Origin of the sequence: Nonomuraea sp. PA05 (genome assembly GCF_008086045.1) — a bacterium.
Lineage (GTDB): Bacteria > Actinomycetota > Actinomycetes > Streptosporangiales > Streptosporangiaceae > Nonomuraea > Nonomuraea monospora.
This window is the reverse complement of record NZ_VSEY01000069.1, coordinates 34,810-50,301: the sequence shown is the minus strand read 5'-3', so window position 1 is coordinate 50,301 and position 15,492 is coordinate 34,810. Positions and strand designations below refer to the sequence as shown.

The following is a 15,492-nucleotide window of genomic DNA, read 5'->3' as shown; positions in this document are numbered from 1 at the left end:
CCTGCGCCGCTTCACGTGAAACACCGGCCAAGCACGTCAAGCACGAGCTGAACCGGCGGCCGCTGCACTCGAGGCAGGGTCCGAGCCGCCGGCCGGTTCACGTGAAAGACGGGCCCAGTTGACGGCCGGCGCCATCACGGCGCCGGCCGTCATGAACATGGCGCCCACCACCAGCCACCCCACCGTCCCGCCACCGAGCACGAGCGTGGTGAGCACGACCGGCCCGAGCATCCTGGCCACGGCCACCCCGGTGCCGAAGAAAGCCTGGTACTGCCCCTGACGGTCGTCGGGCGCCAATGAGAAACCGATTTCCCATGATCCGGACGCCAGCAGCATCTCCCCCGCCACCAGCAACGCCGCACCTGCCAGCAGGAACACCCACCCGTACGAGCTGAGCGCGAACACCGCGCAGGCCAGCAGCATCAGCATCCCGGCTTGCCGTACCGCCGCCTTGGCGTCCCGCAAGCCGCGCACCCGCCGGGCCACCCGTACTTGGAAAAGCACCACCCCACCGGTGTTGACCAGCAGCAGCACCGACACCACCCAGGTGGGCGCGTCGGTACGCGAGGCCACCCAGAGCGGCACGACGACGCTCAGCAGCGGCATGTAGAACAGCATCACCGCGTTGATCAGCATCACGAGCGCGTAGGGCCGGTCACGCAGGACGGCCAGCCGGGGCCCGGCCGGAGCGGGTGCGGGCCGTACGGCGGGCAGTCTGAGCAGCAGGACGGCGGCGCCGAGGAAGGTGAGCGCGTCGAGCACGAACACCGCCAGGTACCCCTCCCGGGTGCCGAGGTGCAGCGCCAGCCCGCCCAGCGCAGCGCCGGTGGCCAGCCCGGCGTTCAGGGTGGCCTGGAGCACCGCCCGTACGCGCGTCCGCGAGGCGGGCGGGACGAGGGCGGCGAGCAGGGCCTGGCGGGCGGCGGACAGCCCGGTCTGCGCGGTGCCGTACAGGCAGGCCACCAGGGCGAACGCGGCGAACGAGCGGGCGAACAGGAAGCCGCTGACCGCGACGGCGGTGGCAACGGCGAGCAGCACCGCGACGCCGCGCGGCCCGCGCCGATCGGCGAGGTGGCCGAGCGGCACGCCGGCCACCGAGCCGACGGCCCAGCCCAGCGTGAGGCCGAGGCCTATCTCGGTGGCCGACAGCCCGACGATGCCAGCGAAGTAGAACGCCGAGGTGACGAGGTAGACGCCGTCGCCGATGGAGCTGACCAGCTGCGCATGTGCCAGGATTCGCCGATGTTTCATGGCCGAGATCTGGGAGGCGGGCGCCGGGTGGTTCGCGGAGGAGAAGCCAGTGGTGGCCATGATCAACGCATCCAGTCGCGTGGGGGACTCGGTGAGAACCGGCGCGGGCCGTTCCGGCTCGTCGAACAAAAGCGGTCTGGTGCCGCGCTCCCCCGCCGCCACGGCGCCCGCGTCCCGAGAGACATCCGCTCGGTCATGCACTCATGATGAATCCACATTTGTCCCGAGATAAGCTCCAATTTCCAGCAAGTTGATTGGGCCAAGATGGACGTCCACATCAGCCTCCACGGCCGCCGCGACCTGGCCGCACAGGTCTACCGGCAACTCCTCGACGCGATACTCGACGGCCGCCTCAGGGAGGGCGAGCGACTCCCCCCGACCAGAGAGCTGGCCCGCCGCCTCGACATCTCCAGAAACACGGTCGCCCTCGCCTACGACCGCCTGGTCGCCGACGGCTTCCTGGTAGGCCGGGCGGGCGCGGGCACGTTCGTGTCGGGAGAGCAGGTCAGGGGCAGGGCCGCGCCGCGCGGCGTGGTGCGCCCGCGTCCGGTCTGGGACGATCTGACCCCTCCGAGCAGGATGGCCCCGGCCAGGTACGACTTCCGCGTCGGCGTCCCCGACGCCCGCCTATTCCCCATGGAGACCTGGCGCCGCCTGGTGGCCCGCGAGCTGCGGGCGAGCGTGGCCGGTTACGGCGACCCCGCCGGGCACGAGCCCCTGCGCGAGGCGATCTCCCGCCACATCGGCCTGAGCCGCTCGGTCCACGCGGGCGCGGGCGACGTGCTGATCACCAACGGCGCCCAGCAGGCGCTCGACCTGATCGGCCGCGTCCTGATCGAGCCGGGCGCCGTCGTGGCCGTCGAGGAGCCGGGCTATCCCCCGGCCCGCCTGCTGTTCCGCTCGCTCGGCGCCCGGGTCGCGGGCGTGCCGGTGGACGCGGAGGGCATCGACGTGCGGGCCATCCCCCGGACCGCCAAGCTCGTGTACGTGACGCCGTCGCACCAGTTCCCGCTGGGCACACCCATGTCGCTGGCCCGCCGCGCCGCCCTGCTGGCCTGGGCGGAACGCCGGCGGGCGGTGGTGATCGAGGACGACTACGACAGCGAGTTCCGGTTCGGCGAGCGCCCGCTGGAGCCGCTGCAGAGCCTCGACAGGGCAGGGCGGGTGATCTACGTGGGCTCGTTCTCGAAGACCCTGCTCCCCATGCTCAGGCTGGGCTTCCTGGTGGCCCCGGCCTCGCTGACGCCGGCGCTGACGGCGGCCAGGCACCTGTCCGACTGGCACGGCGAGCTGCCGACGCAGGCGGCACTGGCCCGCTTCATCGACGAGGGTCTGCTGGCCAGGCACATCAGGAGGGCCACCCGCGAGTACGCGGCCAGGCACGCGTTGATCGCCGAGGCCCTGGCCGCCGACGAGCGCGTGCGGCTGGTGCCGTCCACGGCGGGCCTGCACCTGTGCGCGCTGGGCGCGTCCGTACGTCCCGCGCCCGGCCTCGCGGTCGAGGCCCTGGAGGCGTACTGCGGCCAGAGCCCGCCGCAGCGCGGCCTGGTGCTGGGGTACGGCGCGATCGGCAGGGACGCCATCCCCGAGGGGCTGCGCCTGCTCAGATCACGGCTGACACAAGCTTCGCAGGACAGCTCACGGATGTCGGCGGGTCCAGAACCGGCGGCTGCGCTCCCCTGACAGCTCGGGATCGTCGGGCGGCGACGGCTGCTGCACGATCACGACGGTCGTGCGGGCGTGCCGCGCGCAGTACATGCTGGTCGAGGGCAGGAAGATGCGGCTGAGCAGGCCGCGGCGGCCCCGCCCCAGCACCAGCAGGTCACCTTCCCGAGCCAGGTCGACGAGGTGGTAGCCGGGGTCGCCGACCCTGCCCACCACGAACGTCCGCACGTCGTCGGGCACCCCGCCGGCGACGTCCTCGAACACGCTGGTGATCACCTCGGTGCAGCGCGCTTCCTCGCCCGCCCTGACGGCGTGCTGCACGGGCAGCGCCTCGGGAAAGGGGTGGACGGGCGCGCGGCTGACGTGCACAGCCACCAGAGCCATCCGGTGCAGCCTGGCCGCGCCGATGGCCCAGGCCAGCGCCCAGCGCGCGGCCGGGGACTCGTCCACACCGACGATCAGCCGCGCACCGCCGGGCAGATCCTGTTCCACGGTGCCTCCTGTCGAAGTACGACCATAGTGCGCCACCACGCTGGTTACCGGGAGGTGGCAATTTGCGAACTCTGGAGTCCCGTCCGAATGCGGGCATAGCATGCGGGGGTGGAGCGCGGGTGGGTGCGCCCCCGTCCCGCCCTCGACCGGCGGCTCGACGGGGCGCTGACACACAGGCTCACCTGCCTGGTGGCCACCACGGGCTACGGCAAGTCCACGGCGCTGGCCGGCTGGGGCCCGGCCGTGGGCGCGGTGCTGCACCGGCTCGGGCCCGCCGACCGCGACCTGCCGACGCTGGCGGGCGCGGTGGCCGCGGCGTTGTCGGCGAAGGTGCCCGACCTTCCCGCCGACCTGGTGACGGCGGCCGCGGCGCCGCTCGGCCCCGACGCGGACGAGCTGTCCAAGGCGGCGGCGCTGGCGGGCGCGCTGACGGAGGCGCTGGTCACGCGGTCGCGGCGCGGGCTGGTGCTGATCTTCGACGGCATCGAGGCCATCGCGGGCGCGCCCGGCCCTGTCCGGTACGTGGAGACGCTGGTCCGCGCGGCGCCCCGGCACCTGCATCTGGTGACGGCGTCGCGGGCGCCGCTGCCGTTCCCGACCGCCCGGCTGCGCCAGGACCACGAGGTGCTCGACCTCGACGCCACCGACCTCGCGCTGACGCCTGACGAGACCGCCGCCTGGGCCCGCGACCTGCTGGGCGAGGCGGGCGCGGGCATCGCCGCCGAGCTGCACCGCACGTGCGGCGGCTGGCCAGCGGCCGTGCAGGCGGCGCTCGACGCGCTGGCCCGCGGCGACCCGGCCACCTGGCGCGGCACCGTGGCCGGCCTGGCGGCGAACTCGGCCACGCTGGAACGCCTCACGCTGGCCGCGTTCAAGGACCTGCCCGCGGCCATGCGCGAGCTGCTGCGCGCGGCCACCGTCCTGCCGGTGCTCACGCCGGGCCTGGCGGCCACGCTCGGCGCGCCTCCCGACACCCTGGACGCGCTCGCCGCCCGCGGCCTGTTCCTCGAGCCGGAGCCCGACGGCCACCGGCTCACCTCGACGGCCGGCACCGTACTGACCAGGAACCTGCCGCTGGACCGGCACGAGGCCCACGACGTGGCGGCCGTCGCCGCCCGATGGTACGTCGCGCACGACCGCCCCGAGCTGGCCCTGCGCGCCGCCGTCGCGACCGCCCACCCCACGCTGGCGGCCACGCTGCTCGACGGGCACGGCGCGGCGCTGGCCGAGCGCGGCGACGTGCTCGCCGCGCTGGAGCTGTTACCCGAGCCTGCCAGGCGCGCGCCGCCGATGCTCAGGCTGGCCGGCATCGCCGAGCAGAACCGCGGCCACTGGACCCGCGCCCGCGAGCTGCTCGCCGAGGCAGCCGAGGGGCCGGGGTTCGACGCGTCCGTGGCCAGGCGGCTGGCCTTCATCGACCACATGCGCGGCGACCTCGACCGGGCGCTGCCCATGTACGAGCGGGGCCACGCCCACGGCCTGCCGCCCGCCGACGCCGCCATGTGCGCCGCGTCCATGGCCTCGGTGCACTGGCTGAAGGGCGACCGGGCGGCCTGCGCCGAGCTGGCGGACCGGGCGCTGGAGCAGGCCATGAGCCTGGGCGACGCGAGCGCGCTGGCCATGGCGAACACCGTCCTGGCCATGCTGGCCGCACTCGACGGCGACCGCCGCGCCAACGACGCCTACTACCTGCGCGCCCTGTCCTACGCCGAGCGGGCCGGCGACCTGGTGCAGCTCATCCGCATCCACGCCAACCGGGCCTCCCGTCACCTGGACGAGGCCGCGTACGCCGAGGCGCTGGCGGAGACGGAGATCGCCGGCCGGCTGTCGGACCTGGTGGCGTTCGCCCCGTTCGCCGCGCTGAACGTCGCCAACCGCGCCAAGGCCCTGATCGGCCTGGGCCGGCTGGAGGAGGCTGCGGCCGAGGCGGCCGACGCGGCGGCCAGGTGGGAGGCGATGGGCTCCCGGCTGACCGGCGCCGGGCTGAACCGGCTGGCCGCCGTGCACGCCCTGCGCGGCGACCGTACGGCGGCCGCGACGCTCTACCGGCAGGTCATCGCGCGGGCCGAGCCGTCGGGCGAGGTGCAGGCGCTGTCGCAGGCGCTCAACGGGCTCGCCGAGCTGCTGACCGCCGACGACCCCGAGGCGGCCACCGAGATCGCGGCGCGGGCGTTGCGGCACGTGGACGGCATCTCCGGGGTGTCCGCCAGGGTCGCGGCGGCCCGGGTGGCGCTGGCCGCGGGCGAGCCCGGGCGCGCCCGGACGCTGCTCGACGAGGCCGAGCCGGCGGCGAACGACCGCAGGGACCACGCCGCGCTGGCCGCCGTGGCGGAGCTGCGCGCCCGGCTGGACGGCGACGCCAAGCTCGCCGACGAGGCCGTACGCAGGTGGGCGGCGGTCGGCGACCCGATCGGCCGGGCCAGGGCCGAGCTGGTCAGGGCCGCTCTGGCCGACCCTGCGACCGGCGGCGAGGTGGCCGCCGGTGTACGTGAGCGCATGCACGCGATCGGCTGCCGGGCGCTCGACGACCTGATCGACGCCCTGGTGGCGCGCGCCGGTCCCCCGCGCGGGGCGAAGCTCGCGATCGAGACGATGGGAACGTTCCGGGTGCTGCGCGGCTCGGTGCCCGTCCCCCGCACGGCGTGGCAGTCGCGCAAGGCCCGCGACCTGCTGAAGATCCTGGTCAGCCGCCGGGGCGGCGCGATCGGCAGGGAGCGGCTGGTCGAGATCCTCTGGCCGGAGCAGGAGGACGAGACGGTCGGGCTGCGGCGGCTGAACGTCATGGTGTCCACGCTGCGTGCCGTGCTGGACCCTGGGCACGCCTGGCCCGCCGACGAGTTCGTGGTGTCTGAGGAGGGCGCGTTGCGGCTGGAGCTGTCCGGCGTCGAGGTGGACGTCGAGACGTTCCTGGAGCTGGTGGCCCAGGCGTCCCGGCTGGAGCAGGCGGGCAGGCAGGCCGAGGCGCTGGCCCGGTGGGCGGCGGCAGAGAGCGCGTACGGCGGTGAGTTCTGCGAGGAGGACCCGTACGCGGACTGGGCGGTGGGCCTGCGCGAGCAGCTCAGGCTCGCGTACGTGCAGGCGGCGGCCAGGCTCGCCACGGCCAGGGCCGGCGAGCACCGCTACGACGAGGCCGCCCGCTACTGGCTGCGGCTGCTGGAGCGCGACCGCTACGACGAGCGGGCCCATCTCGGCCTGGTCCGCGTGCTCGACCTGGCCGGGCGCAGGGGAGACGCCCGCAGGCGCTACCGGCTCTACGCCGAGCTGATGCGCGAGCTGGAGGTGGAGCCCGCGCCCTACCCGGCCTGAACCGTACCTGAACCGTCCGGAGAGATCGTGCTCAGATGAGAACGGTGATCGTCCGGCTCGTCGAGCCCGAGCAGGCGGACGGCCAGCTCCGCGGCCTGCTCGAAGAGGTAGGGGGCGAGCCGGTGCCGTTCAGCGGCTCGGAAGCCGTCATCGAGCTGCTGCGTGCCGCCGCCGGGCTCAAGCGCGATCCCGCCTGAACCTCCCGCGAACCCCCGGCGGCCACGATGGGTGCACGAGAGGGGAGGCACGATGAGCGAGCAGGGGAGCGGTTGGCCGTTCGTCGGGCGAGGGGGGCCGCTGGCGGCCGTGCGCGAGGCGCTGCGGTCGGGTTCCGGCATGATGATCGCCGGCGCGGCCGGGGTCGGCAAGAGCAGGCTGGCGGCGCACGTGCTGGCCGGTCAGCAGGGGTACGCGATCGTGCGGGCGCTGGGCACGGAGACCGCGTCGATGATCCCGTTCGGCGCGTTCGCGCACGTGCTGACGGGTCCGCCGCGCAGCGGCGAGAACCTGTTGCGCTGGGCCACGCGCCACCTGCGCGGCCGGGCCCGCGGCGCGGAGCTGCTGGTCAGCGTGGACGACGCGCACCGGCTGGACCCGGCGTCGGCGGCGCTGGTGCACTACCTGGCCGCCAAGGGCGAGGCGCGGCTGCTGGTGACGGTCAGGTCGGGGGAGCCGCAGCCGGATCCGGTGGTGGCGCTGTGGAAGGACGAGCTGCTGCCGCGCGTCGAGCTGCCGCCGCTGACGGTGTCCGAGGTGGGCGAGGTGCTCGCGGGGGCGCTCGGCGGGGAGGTCGCGGCGCAGACCGTACGGCATCTGGCAGGGGTCAGCGAGGGCAACGTGCTCTACCTGCGCGAGGTCGTGCTCGCGGGACGCGAATCCGGCTGCCTGGCCGAACGGGACGGGGTGTGGCGCTGGCGCGGCGAGCTGTCCATGACGACCCGGCTGCGCGAGCTGGTCGGCGACCGGATCGGCCACCTCGACGAGGACGAGCGCGAGGTGCTGGAGCTGGTGGCGTTCGGCGAGCCGCTGGGTGCCGCGCTGCTGGTCGAGCTGACCTCGGCGGGCGCGGTCGAACGCGTCGAGTCGCGCGGCCTGATCGTGACCGTGGGCGACGGCCGGCGCGACCAGCTGGGCCTGGGCCATCCGCTCTACGGCGAGGTGGTGCGCGGCGACTGCGGCACGCTGCGGGCCAGGCGGCGGCTGCGCGTGCTGGCCGAGGCGCTGGAGGCCACGGGGCTGCGGCGGCGCGAGGACGAGCTACGCGCCGCCGTGTGGCGGCTGGACAGCGGCTCGGTCACCGACCCCGCCATGCTGACCTCGGCCGCCAAGCTGGCCTGGGGCAGACATGACCCCCGGCTGGCCGCGCGGCTGGCCAGGGCCGCGATCGACGCCGGAGCGGGCGTGGCGGCGGTCTCGGTGCTCGGCGAGGTGCTCATGGTGCTCGGCGACGCCGGCTCCGCGGTGACCGCGCTGCGGCAGGTGGCACGCGACGCCGTGACCGAGAGCGAGCGCGCCCAGCACGCCTGCAGCCTCGCCGTGAACCTGGCCTGGGCCGGCGCGGACGCCGAAGCGTGCCACGTGCTCGACACAGCCGTCGCGACGCTCACCGACCCGGTGTGGCGGCAGGAGGCGCACGTCTACCGCGCCGTCACCGACTGCTTCGCCGGCCGGCTGACCGGCGCGACGCGCTCGCTGGCCCTGGCCAGGGCGTGCACGCCGGGCAGCCTGCGCGGCGCGGCGCACGCGGCGTGCCTGGAGGCGTGGGTGGACGCGTACGCGGGCCGCACGGAACGCGCGCTGGCCGTGGCGGAGCGGACGATGGCCACCGTCGACGAGTGGCGGGACCTCGCACCGCACGCGCTGCCCACGTTCCTGGAAGCGCAGTGCGCGGCCCGGACGTTCTCCGGGAGGCTGGCGGAGGCGGCGCGGACGGCCGAGCACGCCATGCGGCTGCCCACCGCCGAGATGTCGGTGACCGGGTACGGCGCCTACCGGGCGATGGCGGCCCGGCTGCGCGGCGACGCCGAGGAGGCGGTCCGCTGGTGCAGGGAGGACATGGCCAGGGTGCCCGCCGGGGAGCCGTACCTGGGGCGGCTGGCGGCGGAGCTGGCGCACGCCCTGGCACTGCTCGGCCGGCTGGACGAGGCCAGGGAGACGCTGGCCGAGGCCGAGAAGCTGACCGCCCGCTGGGCCTTCACCCGCCAGCACGTGCTGCAGGCGGCGGTGTGGGTGGCGGCGGCGGGCGGCGACCTGGACGAGGCCACCGAGCTGTGCCGGGTGGCGGCGGCGCACGCGCGGCGGCACGAGCTGGGCGGCCACCTGATGTTCGCGCTGCACGACCTGGTGCGGCTCGGCGGGCGCGCCCCCGAGCTGGGCGCGCTGGCGACCGAGCTGGAGGGGCCGCTGGTGCGCGTGCTGGCCAGGCACGAGCTGGCGCTGGGCGATCCGGCGGGCTTACGGGCGGTGGCGGCCGAGTACGAGCGACTCGGCATGGTGCTGTACGCGGCCGAGGCCACCGCGCACGAGGCGAACGCCTACCACGACGCGGGGCGGGGGCGGCTGGCCAGGAGCGCGCGGGCGCGGGCGGGCGCGCTGGCCAGGCTCTGCACAGGCGTCTCGACGCCGGCGCTGGTCGAGCTGGTCACGCCGGAGCTGACGCCGCGGCAGCGGGAGATCCTGCAGCTCGCCGCCGCCGGGCTGACGAACAGGGAGATCGCCGATCGGCTGACGTTGTCCAGGCGGACGGCGGCCAACCATCTGCAGGCGGCCTACGACAAGCTGGGCGTGAACGACCGCACGCAGGCAGGCCGCCTGCTGGAGTCGCCTCAGACCAGTTTCATGAGCCCGTCGTAGAGGGCCTCGCGCTCCAGGCCTGTCAGGACGCCGTACGGCGCGGCGGCCCGCAGGTTCGTCTCCGCCTCGATCCCGGCGCGCAGCGGGCCGTCCGGCAGGACGACGATCTCGGACACGGACAGGCCCGCCGCCCGCCAGGCGGCGGCGTGCGCGTCGGCGCGGTGGTAGCGGACCACGGCGAGCCGGTTGAACAGCAGCAGGCCCGGGGTCGCGTCGTCCGGTTCGTACGGCGGCGTCACCAGCTCCAGCGCCCCGCCCGGCAGCCGCTCGGCCGCGTCGAGCACCCGGGCGACGAGGGCGGCCAGGCCCGGCACGTCGTGGGCCGCCCAGACGCGATCGGCCGTGGCGGCGTGCACCTCGTACAGCCTGTGGACGAACTCCAGGCCCTTGTCCGTCAACCGCAGCGTCCCGTCGTCCTCTGTGAGGGTGTGCTGGCGCAGGTGTTCCTGGAGGTCGCGCTCGCGGGCGGACGCGGTGCCGTACCGGTCGATGACGGCCAGGTGATCTCGGGTCAGGGGGCGCAGGGGGAGGGCGAAGCGCAGGTCGGAGAGCAGGGCCGGGGTCACGCCTGACGTCTCGGCGAGCTGGGCGACGGCTCTGGCGGCCGAGGCGTGCACGTTGACGTGGGCTGCGCCGATGACCGGGGCGATGGCCGCCGCAAATTCCGACAGGTCCTGAAATTTCGGCATCGGGTTGATTATGGGGTGGTCCGTAGCGGATCCGCAGGGAATCGTAACGGCCCGGTCCGAGGGTGGGGTCAACCGTCCGGCGTCCGGCGGTGTTCTTTCACCGCCTGCCCCTCTCCCTCCCCTGGAGTCACATGTCCACGCGTTGGGCCGCCCTGCCCGTGCTGCTGGTCGCGGTGTTCGTGACCACGCTCGACTTCTACGTCGCGAACCTGGCCGTGCCCTCCATCCGCGCCGACCTCGGCGCCGGCGACGGCGCCGTGCAACTCGTCATCGCCGGGTACGGGCTGGCGTACGCGGCGGGGCTCATCGTCTCCGGGCGGCTCGGCGACCTGTACGGGCACCGGCGGACGTTCGCCGTGGGGCTGGCGCTGTTCACGCTCGCCTCGGCCGGGTGCGGGCTCGCCGGCGGCACGTCGACACTGGTGGCGGCCAGGGTCGGGCAGGGCGTCGCGGCCGCGCTGCTCGCACCGCAGGTCCTCGCCCTGCTCGGGCGGCTCTACCAGGGGGACGATCGCGCCAGGGCCTTCGGCTGGTACGGCACCGCCGTCGGGCTGGCCGGGCTGAGCGGCCAGGTCATCGGCGGGATGGTGGTGGCCGCCGACCCGATGGGGTTGGGGTGGCGGGCCTGCTTCCTGGTCAACGTACCGATCTGCCTGACCGCCCTGGCCCTGACCTGCCGCCTGCTCCCCCGGGCCGCACCCGCCCCGGCGCCGCTCCCCTACGCCACCTCGGCCAGGCTCTCCAGCACCACCTCGCCACTCCCCCGCACCGCACCCGCTCTGCCTCCCCTGGCCAAGCCTGCTCCGCGTTCCCGCGCCGCTCGGGCTCTGCTCCCCCATGACCTCGACCTCGGCGGAGCGGTGCTCGTCATGGCCGGGCTGGTGGCCGTGGTGCTGCCGCTCGCCGAGGGCCGGGAGCAGGGGTGGCCGGGCTGGGCGTGGGCGTGCCTGGGCGCCGCGCCCCTGCTGCTGGGCGCTTTCGTGCGGCGGCAGCGCCGTCTCACGGCCGACGGGCGGGTGCCGCTGCTGGACCTGGCGGTCTTCAGGGAGAAGGGGTTCGCCTGGGGTCTGGTGGCGGTGGGCCTGCTGTTCGGCACGTCGGCGGGGCTGTCGTTCGTGCTCGCCCTCTACCTTCAGGACGGGCTCGGGCTCACCCCGCTCGCCGCCGCCACCGTGTGCACGGCCCTGAACGCCGGTTTCTTCGCCGCCTCGCTGCTGCGCCCGCGCGGCCGGTTCGGGGCGCCGGTGCTGGTCGTGGGGCTGGCGCTGGTGTACCACGCGTTGGGTGCCGGGCCGCTGCAGGTGGGGGTGGCGCTGGTGGTGACGGGTGCCGGGATGGGGTTGTTGATGTCGCCGCTGCTCTCCTCCGTCCTGGCCTCCGTACGTCCTGAGCGGTCGGCCGCCGCGGCCGGGGTGCTCGGGACCGTGCAGGAGGCCGGGGGAGTGCTGGGCGGCACGTTCACCGGCGCGGTGTTCTTCGCGGCGCTGGACGGCGGGTGGGAATCGGCGGCGCGGGCCGGGGTCACGGTGCTGATCGTGGCGTCGCTGGGTGTGGGCGCCTGCGCACCGAGCACGATCGGGTGTGCCGACCGGCGGGATGGCGTGGAATGCTAGGCGCATGGCGCCGCCGTTACGTCTCGCCCGCACCACGGTGTTCGCCGTCGTGTGCCTCGGGCTGGGCGTGGCGGCGCACGTGCTCGGCGGTGCTTCCGTGCCGATGCCCGCCATGGCGGCGGCCCTGGTGGTGGCGTTCGCGGCGGCGTACCCGCTGTCGGGCCGCGAGCGGTCGTTCGCGGCGATCCTGCCGCTGCTCACCGGCTTACAGGTGATCCTGCACCTGCTGTTCTCCCTCTCCCACGCCGCCTCCCCGCACGCGCTGACCGGCCACCTCCATGCGGGCCTGGTCCCGGATCTGGGCATGCTGGTCGCCCACGGCTGGGCGGTCGGGATGACCGCGCTGTGGCTGGCGCGGGGCGAGGCCGCGCTCTGGGCGCTGCTGCGCAGGCTCGCCGTCCGGCTGCTGGTCATCCGGCTGCCGCTGCTCACCCCCACTCCTTTCTCCACACCCCTGTGCACGACCGAGCCGCCCGTGCTGCGCTCGGCCGTGCTGCGGCACGTCGTCAGCAGGAGAGGCCCGCCTCGGGTGGTCGCCGCCTGACCTCCTGAAGGCCGGGCGAGACGTTCTCCCTCTTCAGACGACCCCCGCCGCCCGGCAGGGGCTGCTTCGGCATGCCGGGCGGAGAAAAGGAACACACCACCATGTACGTTCGCCATGCCCTCGTGCTCGCGTCCGCCGTCGTGACACTCACCGCCTGCGGCGGCTCCGCCGCCTCCCCCGAGCCCGCGGCCACCACCAGCGCCACCGCGAGCGCGGCGGCTACGACCGCCGCGCTGACCATCACCGACCCGTGGGTGAAGACCACCAAGGAGGGGATGACCGCCGCGTTCGGCACGCTGGTCAACGGCACCGACGCGCCGGTGACGATCACGTCCGGCGCCTCGCCCCTGTCCCCGGTCATCGAGCTGCACGAAGTGGTCGAGGACGGCGGCAAGATGGTCATGCGCCCGAAGGAGGGCGGCTTCGTCGTGCCCGCCCGCGGCACCCACCAGCTCCAGCCCGGCGGCGACCACATCATGCTGATGGGCGTCACCGAGGAGGTGAAGCCCGGGGCCAGGATCGCGTTCACGCTGCAGGTGAAGGACGGCGAGCCGCTGGAGTTCACCGCCATCGGCAAGGACTTCGCCGGTGGCGAGGAGGACTACCAGCCGGGGCACAAGTGATCTCCCGCAGGGGGCTCCTCACCGGGGGAGCCGCCACGGTGGCCGGCGCTCTCACCACGACAGCCGCCACCACCGCGACTGCCACCGCCGTCGAGCCCTTCCACGGCGCGCACCAGGCAGGCGTGGCCACGGCACCGCAGGCCCACGCCGTGTTCCTCGGCTTCGATCTGCTGAAGGGCACCCGCAGGGAGGCGATCGTCCGCCTGCTCCAGCTCCTCACCGACGACGCGGCCCGCCTCACCCAGGGACGTCCCGCGCTCGCCGACACCGAGCCCGAACTGGCCGTGAACCCGGCCCGGCTCACGATCACGTTCGGGTTCGGGCCGGGGCTGTTCGCGGCGGCCGGGGCGGACTCGCCGGTGCGGGCGCTGCCGGCGTTCTCGACGGACCGGCTGGAGAAGCGGTGGAGCGGGGGAGACCTGCTGGTCCAGGTGTGCGCGGACGACACCGTGACGGTCGCGCACGCCGTACGGATGATCGTGAAGGACACGCGTTCCTTCGCCCGCGTCCGGTGGACCCAGCGCGGCTTCCGCAGCACGAACCGGCGCAACCTGATGGGCCAGATCGAGGGCACGGTGAACGCCACCGACCTGGACAGAGCCGTGTGGATCGGCTCGGGGCCGCTGCGCGGCGGCACCACCATGGTGTTGCGCAGGATCCGGATGAGGCTGGAGACGTGGGACGCCGCCGACCGGGTGGCCAGGGAGTTCACGATCGGGCGGAAGCTCGGCGACGGGGCGCCGCTCACGGGCTCCGCCGAGACCGACCCGGCCGACTACGCCAGGAAGAACCGGCTCGGGTTTCCGGTGATCTCCGAGTTCGCCCACATCAGGCGGGCTCACGTGGCCGATCCGGCGCTGCGGTTGTTACGGCGGCCGTACAACTACGACGAGGGGCTGTCGCCCGAGGGCGAGTCGGACTCGGGGCTGCTGTTCGCCTCCTACCAGGCGGACATGGCGGCGCAGTTCGTGCCCGTGCAGCGCATGCTGGCCGAGGGTGACCTGCTCAACGAGTGGGTCACGCACATCGGGTCGGCCGTCTTCGCCGTGCCGCCGGGGTGCGCGCCCGGCGGCTGGATCGGGGAGGGACTGTTGACCTGACCTGAGGAACGTTCAGCCGTACCGGCCGCTCGCCGCCGGGCGCACGGCGGCGGCGAGGTCGGCGGCGAGCGGCTCGATCTCCGACGGGTCCAGGGAGGAGACGGTCAGGCGCAGCGCGGGCGGCGAGCCCAGGCGGTTGCGGGCGCCGGGCGCGCAGGCCCAGCCTCGTGACAGCAGCCGGGTGATGGCGGTGGACTCGTCGGCGACGGGAATCCACACGTTCAGGCCGCTGCGGCCGTACGCGGGAATGCCGCGTACGGCCAGCGCCCCCACCAGCCCGTTCCTGCGCCGCGCGTACGAAGCCGCGACAGCGGAGGTGTCCACGGCGTTCGTCCGCCACAGGTGGGCGACGGCGTGTTGCAGCAGGTGGCTGACCCATCCAGTGGCCAGCCGCTGCCGCCCGCGCAGCCGGTCGAGCGTGACCGGGTCGCCGGTGACCGGGGCGAGGCGCAGGTCGGGGCCGAGCGACTTGGCCGTGGAGCGCACGAGGATCCAGCGGGTGGTGACGCCGGCCAGCGGATACAGCGGCAGCTCCACGAACCCGGAGCCGTGGTCGTCCTCGATCAGCAGCACTTCAGGATGCCGCGCGAGCAGTTCCCGCAGCTCACCGGCGCGGGTCGCGGAGACGGCGGCGCCGGTCGGGTTCTGCGCGCGGGCGGTGATCACCACGGCCCGGACCCCGGCCCGCAGCGCCCGTCCGAGCTCGTCGGGCAGCGGCCCCTCGTCGTCGAGCCGCATCGGCACCGGCCGCAGCCCGAGGACGCCGACCAGGTCGAGCAGCGCCGTCCAGCCCGGGTCCTCGACGGCGATCGCGTCGCCGGGGCGCAGCCGGGCGGTGAGCACGCGTTCGACGGCGTCGAGGGTGCCGGACGTGATCGCCAGCGGCGCGGCCGGCACGCCGTCGGCACGCAGCCGCTGCCCGGCCAGGTCCAGCAGTTCCTCGTCGTCGCCGGTGCCGTACATGGCGGGCCGCTCCTCGTGCGCCCTGGCGGCGGCGGCGAGCGCGTCGTGCAGCGGCGGCAGCAGCCGGGGGTCGGGGTTGCCGGTGGCCAGGTCGCGCACGCCCGGCGGCACCTCGATCCGGATCTCCTCGCGGAACGTGCTGGCCGGGCGCGGCCTGACCCTGGTCCCCCGCCGCCCGGCGGTCTCGATGACGCCGCGCTCGCGCAACATCCGGTACGCGGCCGCCGCCGTCCCCGGGCTGACGCCCGTCTGCGCGGCCACCTCACGCACCGGCGGCAGCGTCGCCCCTGGCGAGAGCCGCCCTTCGGACACGGCGACCTCGACGCCCGCCGCAATCTCGCTGGCCGTGCCACCTGCGATCGTGTACTTTTCTAGCACAAAATACATTATGTA

12 protein-coding genes are annotated in these 15,492 nt (G+C 74.7%); 8 read left to right on the top strand and 4 right to left on the bottom strand.

Annotated elements, in window-relative coordinates:
• Positions 1–36: 36 nt before the first annotated feature.
• Positions 37–1,311 carry an MFS transporter gene (locus FXF51_RS56435; RefSeq protein WP_262380557.1) on the bottom strand — a complete coding sequence of 425 codons (1,275 nt, stop codon included), beginning with the start codon at positions 1,309–1,311 and terminating at the stop codon, positions 37–39.
• A gap of 204 nt (positions 1,312–1,515) precedes the next feature.
• Between FXF51_RS56435 and FXF51_RS56430 the strand changes: the two genes are divergently transcribed.
• The gene (locus tag FXF51_RS56430) at positions 1,516–2,934 is read left to right on the top strand and encodes a PLP-dependent aminotransferase family protein (protein ID WP_148443132.1); all 1,419 of its coding nucleotides are present in this window, start codon (positions 1,516–1,518) and stop codon (positions 2,932–2,934) included.
• Here FXF51_RS56430 and FXF51_RS56425 read toward each other — a convergent pair.
• A complete protein-coding gene (locus FXF51_RS56425; protein WP_222871934.1) occupies positions 2,890–3,408 on the bottom strand; it encodes a universal stress protein in 519 nt (172 codons plus the stop codon). The genes FXF51_RS56430 and FXF51_RS56425 overlap by 45 nt on opposite strands.
• Before the next feature lie 108 nt (positions 3,409–3,516).
• Here FXF51_RS56425 and FXF51_RS56420 point away from each other — a divergent pair, with 108 nt between their 5' ends.
• Genes FXF51_RS56420 through FXF51_RS56415 form a run of 3 tightly spaced genes read left to right on the top strand, consistent with a single transcriptional unit; the run spans position 3,517 to position 9,567 of the window.
• On the top strand, positions 3,517–6,714 hold the full coding sequence (locus FXF51_RS56420) for a BTAD domain-containing putative transcriptional regulator (protein WP_148443130.1): 3,198 nt from the start codon (positions 3,517–3,519) through the stop codon (positions 6,712–6,714).
• 35 nt (positions 6,715–6,749) lie between these two features.
• On the top strand, positions 6,750–6,911 hold the full coding sequence (locus FXF51_RS61580; protein WP_187415129.1) for a hypothetical protein: 162 nt from the start codon (positions 6,750–6,752) through the stop codon (positions 6,909–6,911).
• A gap of 52 nt (positions 6,912–6,963) precedes the next feature.
• Positions 6,964–9,567 carry a LuxR C-terminal-related transcriptional regulator gene (locus FXF51_RS56415; protein ID WP_148443129.1) on the top strand — a complete coding sequence of 868 codons (2,604 nt, stop codon included), beginning with the start codon at positions 6,964–6,966 and terminating at the stop codon, positions 9,565–9,567.
• Here the strand turns inward: FXF51_RS56415 and FXF51_RS56410 are convergent.
• A complete protein-coding gene (locus FXF51_RS56410; protein ID WP_148443128.1) occupies positions 9,540–10,256 on the bottom strand; it encodes a hypothetical protein in 717 nt (238 codons plus the stop codon). The genes FXF51_RS56415 and FXF51_RS56410 overlap by 28 nt on opposite strands.
• A gap of 131 nt (positions 10,257–10,387) precedes the next feature.
• On the opposite strand from FXF51_RS56410, the gene FXF51_RS56405 reads away from it, so the two are divergent.
• The 4 genes from FXF51_RS56405 (at position 10,388) to FXF51_RS56390 (ending at position 14,136) form a co-directional block, all read left to right on the top strand.
• Positions 10,388–11,869 (top strand): MFS transporter, encoded by a 1,482-nt coding sequence (locus FXF51_RS56405; RefSeq protein WP_148443127.1) that lies wholly within the window; start codon positions 10,388–10,390, stop codon positions 11,867–11,869.
• Positions 11,870–11,873: 4 nt separating this feature from the next.
• The gene (locus FXF51_RS56400; RefSeq protein ID WP_148443126.1) at positions 11,874–12,413 is read left to right on the top strand and encodes an MFS transporter; all 540 of its coding nucleotides are present in this window, start codon (positions 11,874–11,876) and stop codon (positions 12,411–12,413) included.
• A gap of 101 nt (positions 12,414–12,514) precedes the next feature.
• Positions 12,515–13,036 (top strand): copper chaperone PCu(A)C, encoded by a 522-nt coding sequence (locus tag FXF51_RS56395; RefSeq protein ID WP_148443125.1) that lies wholly within the window; start codon positions 12,515–12,517, stop codon positions 13,034–13,036.
• Between the two features lie 38 nt (positions 13,037–13,074).
• Positions 13,075–14,136 carry a Dyp-type peroxidase gene (locus FXF51_RS56390; RefSeq protein WP_262380554.1) on the top strand — a complete coding sequence of 354 codons (1,062 nt, stop codon included), beginning with the start codon at positions 13,075–13,077 and terminating at the stop codon, positions 14,134–14,136.
• 12 nt (positions 14,137–14,148) lie between these two features.
• Here FXF51_RS56390 and FXF51_RS56385 read toward each other — a convergent pair whose 3' ends face one another.
• Positions 14,149–15,486 (bottom strand): aminotransferase class I/II-fold pyridoxal phosphate-dependent enzyme, encoded by a 1,338-nt coding sequence (locus tag FXF51_RS56385; RefSeq protein ID WP_148443123.1) that lies wholly within the window; start codon positions 15,484–15,486, stop codon positions 14,149–14,151.
• Positions 15,487–15,492 lie beyond the last annotated feature (6 nt).

Bases quoted from the DNA above. Each gene is read 5' to 3' on its own strand.
- FXF51_RS56385 (WP_148443123.1), bottom strand. From the start codon at position 15,486: ATGTATTTTGTGCTAGAAAAGTACACGATCGCAGGTGGCACGGCCAGC.
- FXF51_RS56435 (WP_262380557.1), bottom strand. From the start codon at position 1,311: ATGGCCACCACTGGCTTCTCCTCCGCGAACCACCCGGCGCCCGCCTCC.
- FXF51_RS56415 (WP_148443129.1), top strand. From the start codon at position 6,964: ATGAGCGAGCAGGGGAGCGGTTGGCCGTTCGTCGGGCGAGGGGGGCCG.
- FXF51_RS56395 (WP_148443125.1), top strand. From the start codon at position 12,515: ATGTACGTTCGCCATGCCCTCGTGCTCGCGTCCGCCGTCGTGACACTC.
- FXF51_RS56430 (WP_148443132.1), top strand. From the start codon at position 1,516: ATGGACGTCCACATCAGCCTCCACGGCCGCCGCGACCTGGCCGCACAG.
- FXF51_RS56405 (WP_148443127.1), top strand. From the start codon at position 10,388: ATGTCCACGCGTTGGGCCGCCCTGCCCGTGCTGCTGGTCGCGGTGTTC.
- FXF51_RS56410 (WP_148443128.1), bottom strand. From the start codon at position 10,256: ATGCCGAAATTTCAGGACCTGTCGGAATTTGCGGCGGCCATCGCCCCG.
- FXF51_RS61580 (WP_187415129.1), top strand. From the start codon at position 6,750: ATGAGAACGGTGATCGTCCGGCTCGTCGAGCCCGAGCAGGCGGACGGC.
- FXF51_RS56400 (WP_148443126.1), top strand. From the start codon at position 11,874: ATGGCGCCGCCGTTACGTCTCGCCCGCACCACGGTGTTCGCCGTCGTG.